Annotated in this window: 16 protein-coding genes; 9 read left to right on the forward strand and 7 right to left on the reverse strand. The window is 52.8% G+C overall.

Annotated elements, in window-relative coordinates:
• Positions 1-21: 21 nt before the first annotated feature.
• From gyrA to JIN85_RS10910, 6 genes are all read right to left on the reverse strand, one after another.
• Positions 22-2,646, reverse strand: coding sequence for a DNA gyrase subunit A (gene gyrA / locus JIN85_RS10885; RefSeq protein ID WP_200270536.1), 2,625 nt, complete (start codon positions 2,644-2,646; stop codon positions 22-24).
• A 28-nt stretch (positions 2,647-2,674) separates the two neighbouring features.
• A complete protein-coding gene (gyrB, locus tag JIN85_RS10890; protein WP_200270538.1) occupies positions 2,675-5,218 on the reverse strand; it encodes a DNA topoisomerase (ATP-hydrolyzing) subunit B in 2,544 nt (847 codons plus the stop codon).
• Between the two features lie 122 nt (positions 5,219-5,340).
• Positions 5,341-5,568, reverse strand: a complete 228-nt coding sequence (locus JIN85_RS10895) for a hypothetical protein (protein ID WP_200270540.1) — start codon at positions 5,566-5,568, stop codon at positions 5,341-5,343.
• A gap of 336 nt (positions 5,569-5,904) precedes the next feature.
• Positions 5,905-6,975, reverse strand: coding sequence for a ribonuclease D (locus tag JIN85_RS10900; RefSeq protein ID WP_200270542.1), 1,071 nt, complete (start codon positions 6,973-6,975; stop codon positions 5,905-5,907).
• Between the two features lie 81 nt (positions 6,976-7,056).
• Entirely contained in the window at positions 7,057-8,613 is a 1,557-nt protein-coding gene (locus JIN85_RS10905) for a hypothetical protein (RefSeq protein ID WP_200270544.1), read from the reverse strand.
• An 89-nt stretch (positions 8,614-8,702) separates the two neighbouring features.
• Positions 8,703-9,926 (reverse strand): saccharopine dehydrogenase family protein, encoded by a 1,224-nt coding sequence (locus JIN85_RS10910; protein ID WP_200270546.1) that lies wholly within the window; start codon positions 9,924-9,926, stop codon positions 8,703-8,705.
• 145 nt (positions 9,927-10,071) lie between these two features.
• Here JIN85_RS10910 and gspG point away from each other — a divergent pair, with 145 nt between their 5' ends.
• From gspG to JIN85_RS10955, 9 genes are all read left to right on the forward strand, one after another.
• On the forward strand, positions 10,072-10,509 hold the full coding sequence (gene gspG / locus JIN85_RS10915; RefSeq protein WP_200270548.1) for a type II secretion system major pseudopilin GspG: 438 nt from the start codon (positions 10,072-10,074) through the stop codon (positions 10,507-10,509).
• On the forward strand, positions 10,484-11,053 hold the full coding sequence (locus tag JIN85_RS10920) for a prepilin-type N-terminal cleavage/methylation domain-containing protein (protein WP_200270550.1): 570 nt from the start codon (positions 10,484-10,486) through the stop codon (positions 11,051-11,053). Before gspG ends, JIN85_RS10920 begins: the two co-directional genes overlap by 26 nt.
• Positions 11,050-11,469, forward strand: a complete 420-nt coding sequence (locus JIN85_RS10925; protein WP_200270552.1) for a type II secretion system protein — start codon at positions 11,050-11,052, stop codon at positions 11,467-11,469. The genes JIN85_RS10920 and JIN85_RS10925 overlap by 4 nt, the downstream gene beginning before the upstream one ends.
• On the forward strand, positions 11,466-12,197 hold the full coding sequence (locus JIN85_RS10930; protein WP_200270554.1) for a PulJ/GspJ family protein: 732 nt from the start codon (positions 11,466-11,468) through the stop codon (positions 12,195-12,197). Before JIN85_RS10925 ends, JIN85_RS10930 begins: the two co-directional genes overlap by 4 nt.
• 86 nt (positions 12,198-12,283) lie before the next feature.
• A complete protein-coding gene (locus JIN85_RS10935) occupies positions 12,284-13,132 on the forward strand; it encodes a type II secretion system protein GspK (RefSeq protein ID WP_200270556.1) in 849 nt (282 codons plus the stop codon).
• A complete protein-coding gene (locus tag JIN85_RS10940) occupies positions 13,129-14,388 on the forward strand; it encodes a PilN domain-containing protein (RefSeq protein ID WP_200270558.1) in 1,260 nt (419 codons plus the stop codon). The genes JIN85_RS10935 and JIN85_RS10940 overlap by 4 nt, the downstream gene beginning before the upstream one ends.
• Before the next feature lie 60 nt (positions 14,389-14,448).
• Entirely contained in the window at positions 14,449-14,985 is a 537-nt protein-coding gene (locus tag JIN85_RS10945; protein ID WP_200270560.1) for a hypothetical protein, read from the forward strand.
• A gap of 23 nt (positions 14,986-15,008) precedes the next feature.
• Positions 15,009-15,635, forward strand: a complete 627-nt coding sequence (locus tag JIN85_RS10950; RefSeq protein WP_200270562.1) for a hypothetical protein — start codon at positions 15,009-15,011, stop codon at positions 15,633-15,635.
• Positions 15,636-15,667: 32 nt separating this feature from the next.
• Positions 15,668-18,091 carry a secretin N-terminal domain-containing protein gene (locus tag JIN85_RS10955; RefSeq protein WP_200270565.1) on the forward strand — a complete coding sequence of 808 codons (2,424 nt, stop codon included), beginning with the start codon at positions 15,668-15,670 and terminating at the stop codon, positions 18,089-18,091.
• A 277-nt stretch (positions 18,092-18,368) separates the two neighbouring features.
• Here the strand turns inward: JIN85_RS10955 and speA are convergent, their stop codons facing one another.
• Entirely contained in the window at positions 18,369-20,318 is a 1,950-nt protein-coding gene (gene speA / locus JIN85_RS10960) for a biosynthetic arginine decarboxylase (RefSeq protein WP_200270567.1), read from the reverse strand.
• Positions 20,319-20,413: the final 95 nt, after the last annotated feature.

Below are 20,413 nucleotides of genomic sequence, written 5' to 3' on the forward strand. Positions count from 1 at the left end.
GCCTCACACGGGGGCAAGGTCTCAGCCTTCGCCCTCGTTTTGCTCATCTTCGGTGGAAGATTCGTCTTCAGCCACCTGATCGCTTGATTCACCAGGCGAGTCCTCACCATCTGGGATCACCAACGAAATATCCTGAAGTTTCTCCCCGGCTTTCAGGGTAAGCAATTTGACTCCCTGAGCATTGCGGCCGGTTTCACGGATTTCACTGACACGGATTCGGATGCTCTGGCCCGTTGAGGTCATCAACATCATTTCATCCTCTTCGGTGACGGTAACCGCACCTACCACCGGGCCGGTTTTCTCCGTGACCTTCATGGTAATGATGCCTTTTCCGCCACGGGACTGACGACGGTATTCATCGAACGCCGTCCGCTTTCCAAGACCGTTTTCTGAAGCGACCAACAAGGTTGATCCCGGAGTTACCAGCGCCAAGCCGATCACGTAGTCGGTCGTGCTCGGGCGAATGCCCATCACGCCCGCTGTGTTGCGGCCCATTGAGCGAGTATCGTCTTCGTGGAACCGGAGACTAATGCCTTCGTGGGTAACGAGAATGATTTCGTCCGAACCGGAAGTCAGTCTCACCCCGATGAGCTCGTTTTCTTCCTCCAGATTGATGGCGATGATGCCGTCTTTGCGGTAGTTGCGGAAATCGTTCAGCGCGGTTTTCTTCACCTTGCCACTGCGAGTTGCGAAAAACACAAAGCCAGCATCCTCACGGAACGTGATGTCATTGCCGTCTTCGTCCACCGTGCGCTCCAAGCGAAGCAGGGCGGCGATCTTTTCTTCCGGCTTGAGGTTCAGAACATTCTGGATGCTGCGCCCCATCGCGGTGCGCGAACCTTCTGGAAGTTCGTAAACGCGTTCGACATACATCCGACCGGTGTTGGTGAAGAACAGCAGGTAGTCGTGCGCTTGGACGCTGAAAAGGTGCTCAATGAAATCCGCTTCTTCATCCTTCGACTTGGCAGCCCGCGTCTCCATGCCTTTCAGGCCCTTGCCGCCGCGACCCTGAAGTCGATATTCGGTAGAAGGAGTGCGTTTGACATAACCGCGGTGCGAAAGGGTCACGATCATCGCATCATTCGCGATCAGATCTTCCATCGCGACCTCGCCGACTTCGGCAACGATCGGGCACTTACGAGGAGTAGCGTACTTCTCTTTGATCGCAAGCAGCTCGTCCTTGATGATGGTCAGCACGCGAACTTCACGGGCGAGAATATCCATCAGGTCCTTGATGTTTTCGATCACCTCGTCGTATTCGCCTTTCACCTTATCCCGCTCGAGACCGGTAAGTTGATAGAGTCGGAGCTCGAGGATCGCGTTCACCTGACGCTCGCTGAACGTGTAGGTATCGCCAGAAATCGAAGCCTGGGATCGGATCAAAATGCCGAGGCCTTCGGCTGTCGAGGCAGGGAAAGTATATGCTGCCAAACGGACGCGCGCTTCATCCCGGTTTTTCGAGGAACGGATGATATTGATGAAATCATCCAAGTGGCCGAGGGCTAACAGATAAGCCTCCAAAAGCTCGGCGCGTTCCTCTGCCTTGTTCAGCAAATAGCGGGTGCGGCGAACCACCACTTCGCGGCGGTGCTCGATGTAGCAATCGATCGCCTCTTTCAGCGAAAGCTGCTTCGGACGATTCTGGTGAATCGCCAGCATGTTGACGCTGAAGGAAGTTTCCATCTGAGTCAGCTTGAACAACTGATTCACAACCACTTGAGGCCGCGCATCACGCTTCAGCTCGATCTCGATGCGGGTTTCCTCATCGGAAAGATCGCGCATTCCAGAGATTCCGGTCAGAGTCTTCTCATTAACCAATTCAGCAATGCGTTCCTGCAAGGTCGCTCGGTTGACTCCATACGGCACTTCCCGAATAACGATCATCGAACGACCCGATTCGGTTTCTTCGATCTCCATTTTCCCCCGCATCCGCATGGAACCACGCCCCGTGCGGAAATAATCCTCAATCCCTCGGATGCCGCGAATTTCCGTAGGAACCGCGAAATCCGGTCCCTTTACGTATTGCATCAATTCCGGAAGCGTAATATCCGGTTTGTCGATTTGAGCGCAGATGGCGTCGACCACTTCGCCCAAATTGTGCGACGCCAAATTGGTCGCCATACCTACGGCGATTCCAGTACCCCCGTTCACCAAGAAGTTGGGAAACGCTGAAGGTAGTACAGTAGGTTCAGTAAGTCGTTCATCGTAATTGGGAATGAAATCGACCGTTTCCTTGTCGAGATCATCCATCATTGCCATTCCAAGATGGGTCAACCTCGCCTCCGTATACCTCATCGCAGCAGGCGGATCGCCTTCAACCGAACCGAAATTTCCCTGCCCATCGATCAATGTATCGCGCATTGACCATTTCTGGCCCATGTTGACCAGAGTGGGATAAATCACAGACTCACCGTGGGGGTGATAGTTACCCGAAGTGTCACCGCAAATCTTCGCGCACTTAATGTGTTGCTTTCCTGGAGCCAGATTCAACTCGCGCATCGCGAAAAGAATACGCCGCTGGGAAGGCTTGAGCCCGTCACGTACATCCGGAAGGGCACGAGAAATAATCACCGACATCGAATACTCCAGAAACGACTGGGAGAGTTCGTCAGCGACATTGATGGGCTTGATATGATCGTCAGACATCAGAAATGGAATCGGGAAAAAGTTAGAATCAGACGTCGAGGTTGCGGACGTTGAGTGCGTTGTCTTCGATGAATCGCTTGCGTGGCTCGACGATATCACCCATCAGAACATCAAACATTTTGTCGGCTTCGACCGCGTTGTCTTCATCCAGACGGACACGCAGGAATTGCCTCTTTCCGGGATCCATCGTCGTCTCGAAAAGTTCCTTGGCATTCATTTCGCCCAGTCCCTTGAATCGTTTGATTTGAATCCCTTTACGGCCAATCTCCAGAACACGGGTCAAAATTTCTGGAACACTGAACACTGGAGATACCTGCTGTTTATCTCCCTCTCCCTCAACCAACTCATAAAGCGGTTGGTCATCTGCAAAGAATCGCTCGGTATCGAATCCACGTTCGGCGAGTCGTGAGAAAATCCGCTCAATCGCGTGAGACTCGTGAAGTTCCTTTAATACAGCTCGGCGCGAGGGGCCAACAAATGAAAGCACTTCCTCAGGCGTGAGTGTTTCGTCAAACAATCGCAGATCTCGATTCGTCGCGGCAAAGGAACGCAGTGCGGTTTCGTCCGGGAAATACACGACTTCTTCGTCGTTTCCGGTGCGGATGCGAACCATGAAATCAGGCAATTTCCCGCCTCGGCGAGCACTTAAATATTCCCGGAAATTTCCGCCATTTCCTTCGATCGAATCGGAAAAACGGAACAGCGATGAAAGAATTTCAAGAATCTCCTTAAGTTCCTCGGCCGTGTAACTGTGAGAACCATCATAGGATTTCAGCGTCACTTCACCTGCGCCGAGATCGATGAGAATTCGATTAAGTTGATTGTTATCCTGCACATACTCCGAGCGCTTTTTCCGGGTGACCAGGTAAAGTGGCGGCTGCGCAATGTAGAGGTAGCCCTGTTTCACCAACTCCGGCATGTGGCGGCAGAAAAACGTCAGCAGCAGCGTTCGGATGTGCGAGCCGTCGACGTCGGCATCGGTCATGATCACGATCTTGTGATAACGAACTTTCGAAATATCGAATGAACCCTCTTGCTCACCATCGCCGATCCCTGCGCCAATCGCGGTGATCATCGACTGGATTTCCTTATTCTGCAGCGCACGGTGAAGACGGGCTTTCTCGACGTTGATCAACTTACCCCGCAGCGGAAGGATCGCCTGCGTCCGCCGGTCGCGGCCCTGTTTGGCGGAGCCACCGGCGGAGTCACCTTCGACAATATAAAGTTCGGATTTCGACGGGTCGCGCTCGGAGCAATCCGCGAGCTTGCCGGGCAATCCGCCGCCGGAAAGGGCCGACTTGCGAACCGTCTCGCGAGCCTTGCGCGCGGCCTCACGGGCACGGGCTGCGTTGACGGACTTTTCGATCACCTTGCGTGCCAGAGCAGGATTTTCATCGAAATACTGCATCAAGCCTTCGTAAACGATGGAGGACACAACCCCCTCGATTTCAGCATTTACCAGCTTATCCTTGGTCTGCGAACTGAAGCGCGGGTTCGGCATTTTGACCGAGATCACGCAAATCAATCCTTCGCGGACGTCATCCCCACTCAAGGCAGGATCCTTGTCCTTTAGAATTTTATTGAGTTTGGCATACTGGTTCACGCCTCGGGTCAGCGCCGTGCGGAATCCGGTGAGGTGAGTGCCACCGTCGCCGTTCGGGATCGAGTTTGCAAAGCAGAGAATCTGATCGTTGTAGGAGTCGTTGTATTGGAACACCACGTCGGCGAACACATCGTCGGTCGTGGTTTTTCCATCGTAATCCAGTTCGATCTGACGGCGGCCGTGGACGATGATCGGCTCGTCGTGGATGATGGTTTTGTTTTCGCCGAGCTGGGCGACGAATTCTTCAATCCCTTTGGCGTAGAAAAATGAGGTCTTTTTCGCCGATTCCGGCCGCTCGTCTTCCAGATCGATCGTCAAACCGGGGTTGAGGAACGCCAACTCCCGAAGGCGGGTAGCGAGGCGATCGAACTTGAACTCGATGGTATCGACAAAGATCGTCGCATCCGGGAAAAAGGTAATGGTGGTACCGGTTCGTTCGCTCGGCGAATCCCCGATCACATGAAGCTGTTCCGTGGTTTTTCCGCGCTCGAAGGCAATGCGGTGAATCTTGCCACCCCGCGAAATATCCGCCCGGAACCAATCCGAAAGGGCGTTCACGCATTTCGCGCCAACACCGTGAAGACCACCTGAATATTTGTAGGCCCCTTGGCCGAATTTGCCGCCGGCGTGGAGATTGGTCAGCACCAATTCAACTGCGGGAATGCCGAATTTCGGGTGCATATCGACCGGAATTCCCCGACCATTGTCGGCCACGGAAACCGAGCCATCGACATGGATCGAGATTTTGATGCGATCGCAGTAGCCCGCCAAATGCTCGTCAATGGAGTTGTCGAGAACCTCGAACACGCAGTGGTGCAAGCCACGCTCATCGGGATCGCCGATATACATCCCCGGGCGCTTGCGAACGGCCTCAAGGCCTTCGAGTTTATCAATCTGTGCGGCATCGTATTGCTGCTGGGCGCCGACTTGGGTATCGGCATTCTTCGGCTCATTCGAGGACTCGGACATGGTGCGACCAAAGGGTCCGAAATATAGGGGGCGGAAACAAGGAACTTTGTCGCAAAATCTCGCTTTTCCAAAGACCGCAAAGATCGATACAATCGATTGTACGTCAGGTGGATAAAGCAAATTCAGTGACTGCGCCAATCTTGCAAAAAGAGCGCAACTCCCAAAATCAGTGAAATCGTGAATACAAATGCAGCCACGATAAGACCAATCCGCTTCAGTTCACGCTTTTCCACATCACCACGATCAACCATGACATCGGCCACAATCCCACTACGACGGCGGGACCGCCCCGGAAATGCTGGTGCCGGCACACCCGAAGGCTCGCGACTAGCTCGCTGGGAGGCCGACATGAATGGACTCGAAGCCGCTGTGAATTGAAGGTTTGCAGGGGATGTGATCCATGCTCGACAAAAAGGACATGGCCCACTTTTCGACATGGAGTCAGGGGGCAACGTCAGCTGCTGACGGCAGCTCGGGCAGTTGAACACCTGTGAGGATGCTGGCAAACTACCGATTTGGGGGAGGTATCTTCGGTTAACCACGGGGAAAATCTACGTTTGGATGAGCTGCACAGCAAATGCCAAGCAACACGTGAAAACGTAGGAATCGCACGGCCATAAACGCAAGTTTATACATCGTTTGATCATCCGCAAAATTGCTACTTATCTATTTCTGCAAACCAACTGCTACAGCCCAAGGCACTTGCGCTGCCAAACTAAAAGCAGATCGGCCGGATCGGACTCCCCCCCTGCAACAGCCTCCAAAACAGCGCGTGGGGCAATCAAAGAACCTTCAATATCCAATTCGGTGGCAACTCGTTCACGCGTCTTAAGCAAGGCATCCACCTTTCGGTCAAAATCCTTGTCACGCTTCCGCCTTTTATTTTGCGGACGTTGCGGAAGCTCCGATTTTGGCAGGGCTCCAACTTCTTCCACCGCATCCTTGAAGCGTTTCACCCGATCCGATCGGTAATGATGGGGAAGCACCACTTCGCGTTGATCGAGCAAGATTCCACACCATTCGATCAGTTGCCGGTTGGCGACCACCATGAAAGAAGGCTTATCCCAAGATGCTGCCTCACGATCACGCCAATGCCACAGCGCACGAAGATAGGCGAGTCCGAGCGGGGGCAATTTGCCAGAGCCTTGAATTCGCCATGCTTCATCTCGATTTTCATCACGCTCCCAAACTTTCGCTTGGGCAGCTGCGCAACTTTCTTCAAACCAAGAGTAACGATCTTTCGCCTTGAGATCCGCCACGATTTTCTCGCCCATCTCAAGCAAGTAACGGACGTCATTCAATGCGTAGTCGATCATCTTCTCCGATAAAGGGCGTTTGCCCCAATCCGCTTTTTGAGAAGATTTTGAAAGTTCTACACCGAAATAGTTTTCAACCAAATCCCCGAGACCAAAACGCCGCGCGCCTAATAGCCTGGCACCAATCTGAGTATCGTATACTTTGGCGGGGAGCTGACCAAACTGACGCTTCAGCATGGTCATGTCGTAATCGGCGCCATGCATCCAAACGGTGGCATCCGATAGAAAATCACTCAAAGAGCTAAGGTCTTTAATCGCTAGCGGGTCGATGAGAACGCAATCACCCGCTATGGCGAATTGGATTAAACAAAGAGATTCGCGATATCGATGAAGACTATCTGCTTCGGTATCGATGGCGCAAATTGGAGTTCCAGTCTTCGACTTACTTTTCCCAAGGTGAGCAATCAGCTCACCTTGGGTTTCGATAAGAAGGTCTGGCATGAGGGAATATTGAGAAATTTCGGCAGTCGATAAACCTTCCCGAAGTTTCTTCCGGTTCACCTCTAGTCCGGCAAATGGAGATTACTCTCCAGCATATGATATTTTCATGCGGAAGAAGCTTCCGGCCGGAGCTGTTCCGGTCTTGCTAGTCACGATCAGCTTATCAGAAGAGAGCTCATTGGTCACAGTCCAATATTCATTTGAACCTGTGATTTCAGTCCAATCTTTCATGTTTTCACTAACCTCAACAGCGTAGCTTACTTTTGAATCTGCATATGCAACTTTATTGAACGAGATCTGCCACTCAGTCGATGCTGTATCACCTTCCGCACGGGACAGTGCCGAGGATGAGGTGGATTGAGAGATCGTGCCGTTCGAAGGAACTGAAGATTTGCTATTTGGGTTTGATCCCTGGGCCCACTCTTCAAAGTTGGTGTAGCCATCACCGTCAGGATCGGCATCGAATGCCAAAGTTTCGTCCGTCGAATTTTGTGGGAACACGACCGAGATACCGCCTGCAGCGCTGTTCACAAATTTGATCGGCAGCTGAAAGGAGCGCTCTCCGGCATCATAAGCACCAGTTCCAAGATTCAATTCCCGAACGTAAGTGAGATTCGCCAGAACCGATTTACCAACCGCAAACAAACCAAGCGGGAACGAATAAGCCGTGATAGCGGCATTATCCATAATCACGTAGGTAGAGTCCGTAGTATCAACATCGTCGCCTTGAGCGAAATTCGGGAAATAAACCGTGCTCGTGTCGATTGTTGGATCATTCGGGCTTGCTGCCAAGTCGAGCAAACTGAAATGGAGTTCATCCGAAGATGGCAAAACCGGATTCGATCCTGCGATTGTCCAGCGAAGAACGAAAGTAGCCCTTGGATCGACCTCGATGAAACCATCAACAAAGCTTGGCAAATCGGTGAAAAGCAGGCCTTGATAAGCGTTATTCACTTTTCGATAGCCGTCGACATTCTTGTAATGCTGAACGGACAAACGAATTGGAGAAGTTGATGGAGTAATAGCAGTTCCCAAACGAGGAAAATCGAACTGATAGTTCGAGTTAAACCGCACATCACTATCGAACGTGCTCAGATCGCTTGCAGTGTAAGACTTTGAGTAAAAATATTTAGTGAGGTTATACTGATGCAGATAAGTCACCGTAGAGCTACCAACGCGAGTTCCGATCACCACTGAGGACTGATCATCAAAACCCTCAGAGGATACCCGGAATGTGCATGACGCAGGAACCGCACGCAAGATCACGTTTTGGGGCATTGAGGGCTCAACTGTGAGGGCCTCTTCAATTGAATCCACCACTTGGAAGCGGTTTGCTCCAAATCCATCAACCGGCTGCCCATCATCGCCATTTACGGCATTGAAATAAGCATTGGTACCAGGAACGCAAATACCAGTATCTGGATTGGTTTGAGCTGTCGAGCCGCAGCCTGCGCGATAAGTAAAATCGCCATCATACAACTCAAAACTCAAAGAACCATCGCGAAAAACGACCGACTTGGCGGAATATTGCCGAAAAGTCTGAGTCGTATCCATGGTAAAATACGTATCCGCTCGAGCAATCTGGCTGCCCGCCGCGAAAATTGCCGATAGCGAAAGAAGGGTTTTGAACGAATTCACGGCGAAAAGATGAAAGACCGAAGTAAAGGTGACAAGAGGATTTTACGCGATTGCAAAAGTAGTGGGAAAACGCTGATTTCCAGCGCTTTTCAGATCACTTTGAGCATTTTTGCATCTTCCAGAGTCAGCTCGACGAAGCTCCAGGGGAGGCCATTTTCGTTTAAATCCTGCATAAATAGGTCCGGATCCTGCTGCTCCATGTTCCAGACGCCAGGCTTGCGCCAGCTGCCAGCCAACACTTGTTTTGCTCCAATCATGGCGGGCACCCCGGTGGTGTAGGATATCGCTTGCGACCCGACTTCTGCGAAGCATGCCTCGTGATCGCAGATATTCCAGATGTAGATGGCCTTGAACTGGCCATCCTTGATCCCTGTGATCACATTGCCAATGCAAGTCCGCCCCTTGGTCGATACTCCAAGATCTCCCGGGTTCGGCAGCACCGCCTTGAGAAATTGCAAAGGAATGATCTCCACCCCCTGATATGAGACGGAATCGATCCGGGTCATCCCCACATTCTGCAGAACTTCGAGGTGCTTAAGGTAATTCGGTGAGAATGACATCCAAAATTGAGCCCGTTTGATGGTCGGGATGTGTTTCACCAAGGATTCCAGCTCTTCGTGATACATCCGATAAATTTCGAAAGTCCCAACGCCATCCGGACAGACGAACGACTGATGAAGTGACATCGGGGCCGTCTCGACAAAATCTCCATTTTCAAAATGGCGACATGGCGCCGTCACCTCCCGGATGTTGATTTCCGGATTGAAATTGGTGGCGAATGCCTTGCCGTGGTCGCCACCGTTCACATCAATGATGTCGAGAGTGTGGATTTCATCAAAGTGATGCTTCAGCGCCCAAGCGGTAAAAACATTCGTCACCCCCGGGTCAAAACCCGAGCCAAGCTGGGCGCAGAGTCCTGCTTGCTCAAATTTCTCCTGATAGGCCCATTGCCATGAATATTCAAACTTCGCCACGTCCTTGGGCTCATAGTTCGCCGTATCCAGATAATCCGCACCCGCCTCAAGACAGGCATCCATGATGGTGAGATCCTGATAAGGCAGAGCGACGTTGATCACCAGCTTCGCCCCAGTTTGGCGAATCAACTCTGCAGTAGCAGCCACATCATCGGCATCCACTTGCGCAGTTGCGATCTCGCGACCAGTCCGATATTTCACCTCTGCCGCTATCGCATCGCACTTGGACAAAGTGCGAGACGCCAAAGTAATCTCGCCGAAAACCTCCGGCATCATGGCGCATTTGTGGGCAACAACACTGCCGACACCGCCGGCTCCGATGATGAGAACTTGATTCATGGTGAGATAAGAGGCTTCAGGTGTGGGCAAATCCCAGCATAGAGGCAAGCTTACCGTGAAATTTCCTGACAACTTTTCAGTCGCGCGGCGTTTTCATCCCTGACAACCTTTCCCCACACAAGACAGCAAATATACCCGCCTAACGATGAAGATTCAACATCACCGCCCACCTTATCGCCGATCCGGCTTCACCCTGCTCGAAATGGTCATCGTGCTTGGCATCATCGCCATGATCCTCGGGGGTGCGATTTTCTCGATGAAGAAAATCGGCAACGGAGCAAAAGTCAGCCAGGTTGGCGCGGACTTCACCGCTTTCGACAGTGCACTCCGGATGTACAAGTTGAATGCAGGAAACTACCCCAGCACCCAGCAAGGACTTCAGGCCCTCATGACCAAGCCAACCAATGCTCCTGTGCCACGCCGTTGGGCTCAAAACATGAACAAGATCCCTAACGATCCTTGGGGCAAACCATACATCTACCGCAATCCAGGCAAGAAAGACCCTACCGATTTTGAAATCGTAAGCGCAGGCCCGGACGGTCAGGAAAACACCGAAGATGATCTCTCCAGCCAAGACGAATAATTCTTCGCGAAACGGTTTCACGCTCATTGAAATCGTCATGGTCCTCGCCATCGCCGCCATGGTGACCGGTGGCGCAGTGGCCATGATGGTTTATTCTTCCAGTGAGCGAAAACTCAAGGATGCCAGTGGGGAAATCGAAGTTCTTGCCAAACGCGCCAGAACCATCGCCATCCTGCACCAAACTCCTTATGCACTGGAATTCATTCCAGGAATGGTCCGGCTCAAACCTTTGGTGGAAACCAATTCTGACCTGAGCAGCATCAGTTCGAACAGCAATGAAAACGAGGAAGGTTCAAACGGACCGGTTCATGAGGACCTGAAGATCGACACTGACATCTCCATTTTCGTGCACGGATGGAACTCAACTCAATGGATTCCCATGGATTCCCGCAAACCGCAAGTCTGGCGGTTCGATCCGGATGGCCTATCCGAGCCGATTTCGGTCCGTCTCACCATCGGTAGTGGCGACAAAATGAGCTGGCAAGAAGACACCTACCATCCGCTTACCGCCTCAATCAGCGAAACCCAATCGGAAACCCGATGATTCTCACCCGTAACCATTCCAAGAAGCGCGGCTTCCTCCTGCTGGAGGTCGTCTTGGCTTTGGGAATTTTCGGCATCGCCGCCACCGGTTTTGCCGTTGCTCTGCACCGCATGGCCGATGCCGCAGATATGGCGCAACGCGAATTGCGCCTCACTCGGATTTTAGACGGCGCTCTGAAAGAAGCACTGTCTCTTCCGACCCTGGATGAAGGCACCACGACCGTGGTCGTTCCTGATTCCGATGGCATGGAGCTGGACACCACGATTGAGCTGATGAGCGATCTTGAAAATAAGGACGGCCAAGCTCTCCAGGAAATGTATCACATCACTGTGACTGCCCACTGGTATGAAACCAGCGGCTGGCAGGAACGCTCCGTGGAAACCTGGCGCTACGGGCAAATGTATCAACCATCATGATCGTCAGCCCTCCAAGCCCTTCATCTTCCAGCCGCCATACCTCAGGTTTCACCCTGCTGGAGATGGTTCTGGCCATTCTTTTGCTGACGATGCTCGTCGGCATGGTGTTCGGCACTGCCCAATCGTCGCTGGCACTCGGCCATACGGTGGTTGAAAACCAAAATCAGGAAATGCTGGAGCAGGCGTTCTTCGACCTCATGTCGGATCGGTTCGCCACGCTGCCCGGAGACACGCGGTTCGATCTCAAAGTCACGGATTCCGGCAAGCAATACCTCACCGACCTGACTCTCCAAAATGTCCCATTGGGTTTTACCTGGGGCGGTCAGCAAAAAATTGCCAAAGCCGTTCAAATTTCGACCGTTCCACAAAGCACCGGCTACCTGAATATCGTCCTTCGCTATTATGAAGACGAAATCCTCGAGGACACGAGCTCGGATCTCAGCAGCGCCAGCGTCATCAAACCTGAACCTTTCGCGGAAATCGTGTTGCTGCGAGATGTCCGGTTTTTTGAATGGAACCTGCTGGATGGCCGCACCATGGAATGGCAATATGACTGGGATTTGCAAGGCCGTCTCCCGCTGCAGGCGGAGTTGAGGCTAGCCTTCGGTGCCCAAGGCCCTGAAATCCGTCACGTTTTCTGGATTCCACCAAAGCAAAATCCGGAAACCTTTTTGCGCACGGTGCTGCAAAGTTCAGGATCTTCATCCCAACCGCGAGGAGGCTCATGAGGAACAATCCCAGATTACACCGCCACCCGAGAGGCGTCGCTTTGATCGCAGTCATTTGGTTGATTGCGGTTCTTGCCATGGCCTGTATGGCCACACTCCGCGTCATCTCCTTTGATATGGAGCTTGCCACTTCCAAGGTGCACGGAACCCGGGCCCTGCAAATCGCTGAAATGGGTATCGCCATCGGTTGCAATCCCTCGGTTGAACGGGATGACCCGTTGCTTCACCAACTCAATCAAGACACCGGGGAAGGGTTTGAAGTTGAAATCAAGTCCGAGGGCGCGCGCTTCAATCCAAACGTGATGCTCATGTCGAACGACACGTCATTGCTACGCAGCATCTTTATCGATTGGGGGCTTACGCTTGAGGAAGCACAAGCCCTGACCGACGCACTGACCGACTGGGTCGATGACAACGATGAAGTCAGCCTCAACGGCGCGGAGGAAACTTATTACAACAACATCGGCCGCATCAACCAGCCGTTCAACCGTCCCTTTTACAATCTGGAGGAAATGCGACTCGTCCGCGGCATGGATCAGGTCGAGCGCCTGAAACCCGATTGGCGCGATTGGTTCAGTGTATGGTCCGGCGGAAAGTTGGATGTGAATGAGGCGAGTGCAGAATTGATTGCCGCTGCCGCCGAATGCGCCGTCGAAGTCGCAAAAGTCATTCCACAAACCGTCGCTGGACCAGATGGCATCCGTGGCACGGATGATGATGTCCCCTTTCAAAGCGCAGAAGATGCCCTGGTTATTCTGGGCAGTGGTGCCGCCCAGCGTGAGGACATCCTCGCCCGCTTCACCGCCAACGATCCAACCACCCGCATCGAAAGCACCGGATACGCGTCTGGAGCCAAAAGAAAAATCACCGTCATTGTTGGCAGCCGTACCGGCCGACCAAGCCTTTATGATCGCATCGAAGAAATCGTCCCGTGAGTAACAAGAAAACCTCTGAAATCAACCTTCTTATCCCAGGCGAAGTCGGCTGGGAAATTTGGCACGGCTCACCTGAGAAGGGATTTTCCCTCAAAGAAGCCACCCAAGTCACGCATGCCAGCGAGCTCGATCATATTCCATCGGGCGACATCACGCTCTTGTTCCCAGTGAAATCGATCACTGCGATCCCAATGCGTGTCGCCAGCACTGATGAGGCGCTTTTTGAAGACCTCGCCGGACTGCATGCTGAACGACTTGGCCTACGCCCTGATCCGATGGCTGGGCAGCTCACGGACCAATTCGTCATCAGCCAGGATCCTGAAAACACCGCACTTCTGTCAGTTCTTTTACGAGTCCCGGAGGATGGAGACCTGCCAGCACGTGGTCCGAAGGAATTCGATGTTTCGGCACGCGCTCTCCCCATCGACGGAGATTCCATCGCCCTGTGGAAGGAATTCGGCCGTTGGGTGTTTGCCTTTTCCTACCAAGGAAAATTGGTTTACTGCCAGGCAACCTCGTTCACCTCAGCCTCACCAGAAGAAGAGCTCATCCGCGACATTCGCCTCGCCCTGATCCAACTTTCCTTGCAGGGGATCGAGCTCGAACCAAAGGAAATCCGTCTCTGGGGGAATCCTGAGGTTGTAAGTGCTGGCGCTCTCACCGGTGCCTTCAGCGCTAGCGAAGTCCAGATCTCCCCTCGCCCGACTCCTCATCTGCCTACTCCTGCCAGTAAATTGCTGCCAGCAGATGTTCGGGCCGCGCGGCGGGAAGCAAAACGTCGCCAGAACATTCAGCTCGCCGTAGGCGCGGTCGCGCTCGTCTATCTGTGCCTCATCGGTTGGTACGCCTATGGTCTATGGAGCGATCTTTCGGATACCAAACGCCTCACCGCTTTGGCGAAGGAAGCCGAGCCGGAAGGCAAGCTTTACGAGGATTATGTAACACGCTGGGATGAATTGGCCCCCGCCATCGAAGTTCAAAACATCCCGGTCGACATTTTGAATCGTATCGCCAATTGCGCCCCAGCAAATAGCGGCCTCAAACTGCGTAGCGCTGATATCTCCGCCGCAGAAATCAAAATCACGGGCGAGGCCCAACAGCCAGCAGCCATCAACCAATTCAACCTGGCGCTTCACAAAAGCAATGATCTCGCGAATTTCGAATGGCAAACCCCCGAACCGAACCAGTCCAACCGTGGCTGGGAGTTCACTTATACGGCCACAAATCCTGCGATGACACCGAATACTCAACCTTGAGCAACAAATCCTCATCGCTGTGGTTTTAACCACGCAGCCATTCCTTCTTAAATTGTAACTATGTCCTCCCGGGAAAAAAAACTCCTGATCTACTTCGCCGCAGCTGGATTCATTGTCCTCAACTTCATTGGGTTCAACTTCCTGTCCAGTAAGAAAATGGAAGTTCAAAAAGCACGGAATCAAGCCGTCAGCGAACTGGATAAAGCAGAAATGTTCCGGTCAAACAGCGCCCAGGTCAGTGAAGAAATGGAATGGCTGGCACAACATGAGCCAGAACCCAAACCCTATCAGGAAGTCCAGACTGCTCTTCAACAATTAGTCGACCGCGAAATCAATGCTACCGGCCTAACCCTCAAACCAGCCTCAGAGAAATTCCTACCTGCGAACGACAGCGGCACTCATTACCATCGTGCTCAAATCCAGGTTTCCGTGACAGGAACCAATGAAGCTCTCATCCGCTGGTTTGATCGAATGAATATTCCTGAAGCTTTCCGTGCCGCGACTCAGATTCGGGTTTCTCCAAATCGCGAGGATGACACCAAAATCGATTGCACTGCAATTGTCGAGCAATGGTTCGTCCCACCACCATCCTACTGATTCCAACTAAAACCGCTACGCTCATGAAATCGATTTCAATAGGCACCATCGCTTTTGTCGGTATGGCCACGCTGCTTTCTGCTGAAGTTCCTCGCAAAGCCCCGATCACCCGCTACACCAAGCTTTGGACTGAATCCCTCTTCACCACCAAACCGCCGCCACTGACCGCTCAAGAGGAAAAAAACCCGCTTGAGGATTACACCTTGGCTGGCATTTCTCCAATTTCAGATGGCTACCGGATCACGGTCCTGAACCGGAAAAACCCTGAAGATCGCATCAGCTTTGATAGCAACGATTCGAAGGCCGCTTTCAAGTTGGTTTCGGTAAAAAAAGGAGATCGCCCCATGGACACCGTGGTACGCCTATCAGCGGGGAGTAAAACGGGAACCGTGCGCTTCGAGCCTGAGCTGCTTACTTTAAAAGCAGCACCGATCCAGCAACCAAACAATCCCAACCCTAACGCCGCCCAGTTGCCACCGGGGGTTACCAACAATGCGAATCAAAATGCCAACAACGGCAATGTCCGCCAACCTCGTCCACGCGCAGTCCCACCTCCAACCACTGGCACCTCCAACTCAAGAGGTCAAAACAACAACGGCACCCAACGCCAGCAGGGTAACAACACACGCCAAGAGCGGCGCGGTCGCTAATTCAACTCATATTCTCAACTCGTCATTCCTCCATGTCACGTTTCCGTTCACTTTCATTGCCCATTGTTGCCTTAGGCGTTGTTGCCTCAGCCAGCGCTCAAGAGCCACCGTTGATTCAACCACAGACTCCTCCTGGCACGCAAAGACCCGGTGCGGTCCAGCCACCACAACCTGGCGCGCAGCCCAATGCCGAACAGGTAAAAAATGACGTCCCTCTGGCGGAAACACTGATTACCAACGACATCACGGAGCCAAAACTCACCGGAGCCGATCTCGCGATGCTGTATCGGAAATACACCGGTCACCGTGTGATTGTTTCCTCTACCGCAGCTCAGGCGGAGTTCGCCTTTGTCCAAGAAGCAAGCCCTTCGGATCCCCTCACTTTTGCAGAAGCAGCTTCGCTTCTACAAAAAGCCGCCATCCTCGAAGGTTTCGTATTCGTCCCGGACCCAGTTGATCCGAACCTGGAGACACTGACCTATGGCACTGCTGCAAAGCCAATCGCTGCTCCAGTTTATAACGAAGGAGATACGCTTCCAGATGGCGATACCATCATCTCCTATGTGATGCATTTCCAATACCTGAAGCCGGATTCGGTGCAGCAGGTATTTCAAAACGTTTTGGGACAATACAGTGCGGTAGGAACGGTCTCTGCCGTTGCCAACGCTTCAGCGGTGATTATTACGGAAAAAACTTCGTTGATCCGCCGCCTGATTGATCTGAAAGCAGAAATCGACAAACCGTCCTCGCAGATCAGCAGCCGCTTCTTCGATGTTCGCTTCGCCGATGTCACCGAATTGGCGGAAACACTGAACACGCTCCTCACGACCCAGCAATCGACTCAACGATCCGCTGGCATTCAACGTTCCGGAAATGCCCAGCAAGCCGTGAACGGTGCTCCAGCCGGGGCGATTCCACAAGTCGCAGGCCAAAGCAGTGGCGGCGGTGAGGAGTCCCCGCCTCAAATCATTGCTGATGCACGGACCAACCGCATCTTTGCCATGGGCCGCCCTGTTGACCTGCTGTTCATCGAAGGTCTGGTGCGCCAGTTCGACACCGAAACGGATCAGCGCAACTTCCTGCGCCGGAAACTCAAATTCCTGACAGTCGCCGATTTCCTTCCGGTAGCTGAAAATGCTCTGAACCGAGCATTCGGCAGCACGGACGATGCCAGTGCCACAGGTGGCGCAAGTGGTTCTGGTACGGCAGGTAGCACCACCAGCAGTGCACGCAATGGAACTTCGAGCAGCACGAACAGCAATGTTTCGCTTGGTGGTGGCACGTCAGGTAGCTCCGGTAGCGGCAGTTCCGGCAGCGGTACCTCACTAAGCGACTTGGACATCCCAACCGCACCTACTCCTCTCCTCGTCGGTCGAACCCTTCTGGTTGCTGATAACATCACCAACTCGCTGGTCGTTCAAGGTCCACCATCGGGCGTGGAAATCATCGAAAAGCTATTGGATGAACTCGATGTCAAAGAAGATCAGGTCATGATTTCCTGCGTCTTCGCTCAATTGAATGCCACCGATGGATACAGCTTTGGTGTCGATTATTCGAAGACCTTGGGCGGCAGTTCTTATGCGGTCCGTGGAGGCAGCGGCAGCGGAGCCAGTTTCACGACAGACACGTTAGGCATCAACACGGATGCCCTAAGCCCGAACAACGGACTCAGCGCCTATGGAATGATCGGCAACAACTTGGAAATCTATCTGAACGCCAAACAGAACGATTCCAATTTCAAGGTTCTCTCCAGACCAACGATCTTCACCTCCAACAATAAGCGCGGCGCAATCCTGAGCGGCACCCAAATTGCCATCCCGACCAATAGTTACACGACTGGTACCTCAGCAAGTTCCAGCACCAACTTCGAATACAAGGATGTCGCTCTGAAACTGGAAGTGGTGCCATCGATCAACTCGGAAGATAACATCAAAATGCAGATCTACCTCACCAGTGATGATGTGGGTAACGATCGCCAGGTTGGAACGGATGATAATAGCTATTTCATCCCTGATATTCTCAAGCGCGAGCTGATCACCACGGTCATCGTGCCGAACCACGAGACTGTCGTTCTGGGTGGCTTGATCACTGAGAACCGGACGGATAGCCGAAGTGGCATTCCCGTTCTGCATCGGATTCCCCTTATCGGGCCTTTGTTCGGAACCGATACCAAGGAAAAGGATCGGACCGAGCTGCTGATCTTTATCCAACCATCGATCGTGGATGACCCACAAAGCCTTGATAACGCGCACATCGACATGACATCGCGTTACAAGATCTCTGAAGACACCTTGAAGTTCGCCAATGGCCCGGGAGTGCTCCCACCCAACGACACGGTAACAACGGATAAGGGTGGTGCCCCATCATCCACCACGCCGGCCGCAGTGCCTCAGAAAAAATACAATGCCATCACCCCACCGGACTACGATCCGAACAGTTCGAAGTACTCCCACTAAGATCTGAATTCGAAAAAATCTGAACTGATTTTGAACAACCTGAGGAGACAACGGTCTATAACCCTGAAAACCAAAGCTAAGTTTGTGTTTTCATGTAAGGGTGAACAGCAGTTGTCAGCTTCTCCATGCGACACCGTATGAGGTTGTGAACAACTTGGCCGCCGGGGTGGGTGCCCCGGCGGCCTTTCTTTTTTGAATTCGGTAGGTCGATCCATCTGTAGAGCGACCCTCTAGGCCGCGCGACCTTGTTAGCGGAATTCTCCTATACCGCCTCGCCTTAGCTTTCAAAGTAGGTGTAACCCGCCAATCCTGCACGATAGCGATCCAGAATTTCTCGGCGCTCCTTCGGAGAAATCCGTCCATCGACGACCGCCTTTTCGGCAAAATTGCGGAAACGGGTGACCAGATCCTTCGGATCATATTCCACGTAGGACAGAACGTCTGAAACCGTATCTCCCTCGACTTCATGAGTGTAGACGGGTTTTCCGTTTTCCAAATGGACTCCGACGACATTGGTATCTCCCAGCAAATTGTGCAAATCCCCCAGGGTTTCCTGATAGGCACCAACCAGGAAAACCGCGACATAATAAGGATCGTCAGCTTTCAGTTCGTGCAGTGGCAAAATCTTCGCAACATCCTCCTTATCAATGAAGCGGTCGATTTTACCGTCACAATCGCAGGTGATATCGGCCAGAACCGCCCGTTGATTCGGTTTCTCGTCGAGCCGGTGGATCGGCATGACCGGGAATAGTTGATCGATGGCCCAGGAATCCGGCACCGACTGGAACAATGAGAAATTTCCGTAGTAAAAGTCGACCAGTGTCGAGGAAAGCTCACGCAAATCCTCTGGAATATCATCGAGCTTCGAAATGAGTTTCGAGATACGAGTCAAAATGTGCCAAAACCACGCTTCCGCCAGCCCGCGCTCACGCAAGGTCGCACTGCCGTAGAAAAACTGGGCTCTCATCTGATCCCGATAATAAACCGCGTCGTTAAAGCACTCCTGGAGGTTCTTCTCCGACAAGGCATTGTTCACCTCAATGATGTTGATGAGGTTTTGCGGGGCTTTTTCCGGTATCGGCGGCGCCTCTTCGCTGGTCTGGGCACTCGTCACGTCCAGGATGTTGAAAACCAGCACCGAGTAATAGGCGACAACCGCGCGCCCGGATTCGGAAATGAGATTGGGGTGAGGAACTCCCGCTTTATCGCAGACTTGTCCGATGACCTCGACCACATCCGAGCAGTATTCGGCGACCGAGTAGTTGCAGGACGAATGGAAATTCGTGTGCGAACCGTCATAATCGACCGCCATGCCACCGCCAATATCGAGCACCCCCATGGTGGCACCTTCCTTGACTAGATCGCAATACATCCGGACTGCTTCCGTGCAACCTTCGCGGATTGCCGCAATATTGGGAATCTGCGAACCTTGGTGGTAGTGCAGCATCTTCAGACAGCCGAGGTAACCGACTTCCTTCAGTTTATCGACGACCTGGATCACCTGAGCTGCATTGAGACCGAAAACCGATTTATCCCCCGCACTTTCCTGCCAGTGACCGGATCCACGCGTTGAAAGTCGAACGCGGACGCCAAGATTTGGCAGAACACCGGTAGCTCGGGATCGTTCCAAGATCAGATCCAGTTCAGACGGCATCTCCAGCACCAGCATGATTTTCAGACCCATTTTTTGGGAATGGAGCGCCAGATCGATGAATTCCTCATCCTTGTAGCCGTTGCAGATGATGTATGCCTCCGGATCGTGCATGTGAGCCAGCGCGGCGATCAATTCCGGCTTGGAACCTGCTTCAAGTCCGTAGTGGTAGCGCTTTCCGAACTCGGAAATCTCCTCCAACACTTGGCGCTGCTGGTTCACCTTGATTGGGTAAACGCCGCGATATTCGCCGCGATAGCCGGAATCTTGTATCGCTTTCCGGAATGACAAATTCAACTCGGTGATGCGCGAGTGGAGCAAATCGCGGAATCGCAGCAGCACCGGCAATGGCGTTCCACGGTCACGCAGGCCTTCGATCACATCATGCAGGGAAATTTCCGCCTTCGATTCCTCGTCCTGCAAACGCACCGTGACATGGCCCTGCTTGTTCACGCCGAAAAAACCATGGCCCCAGCTTTCCACTCCGTAGAGCTCGGAAGATTTTTCCGTAGTCCAGGTCTCACTACCGCGTTTGGTGGATTTTGCCGAAGTTGCGGCAGAGGATGGAGGAATCATGAATGTTGATTTCTATGGATGGAATGGAGGTTGGTGCAACCACCGGGGCGAACGGGTAACACCGAATCCGCAAGGATCAATTCAGAACATACTCA

This window comes from Luteolibacter pohnpeiensis (genome assembly GCF_016595435.1).
GTDB lineage: Bacteria > Verrucomicrobiota > Verrucomicrobiia > Verrucomicrobiales > Akkermansiaceae > Luteolibacter > Luteolibacter pohnpeiensis.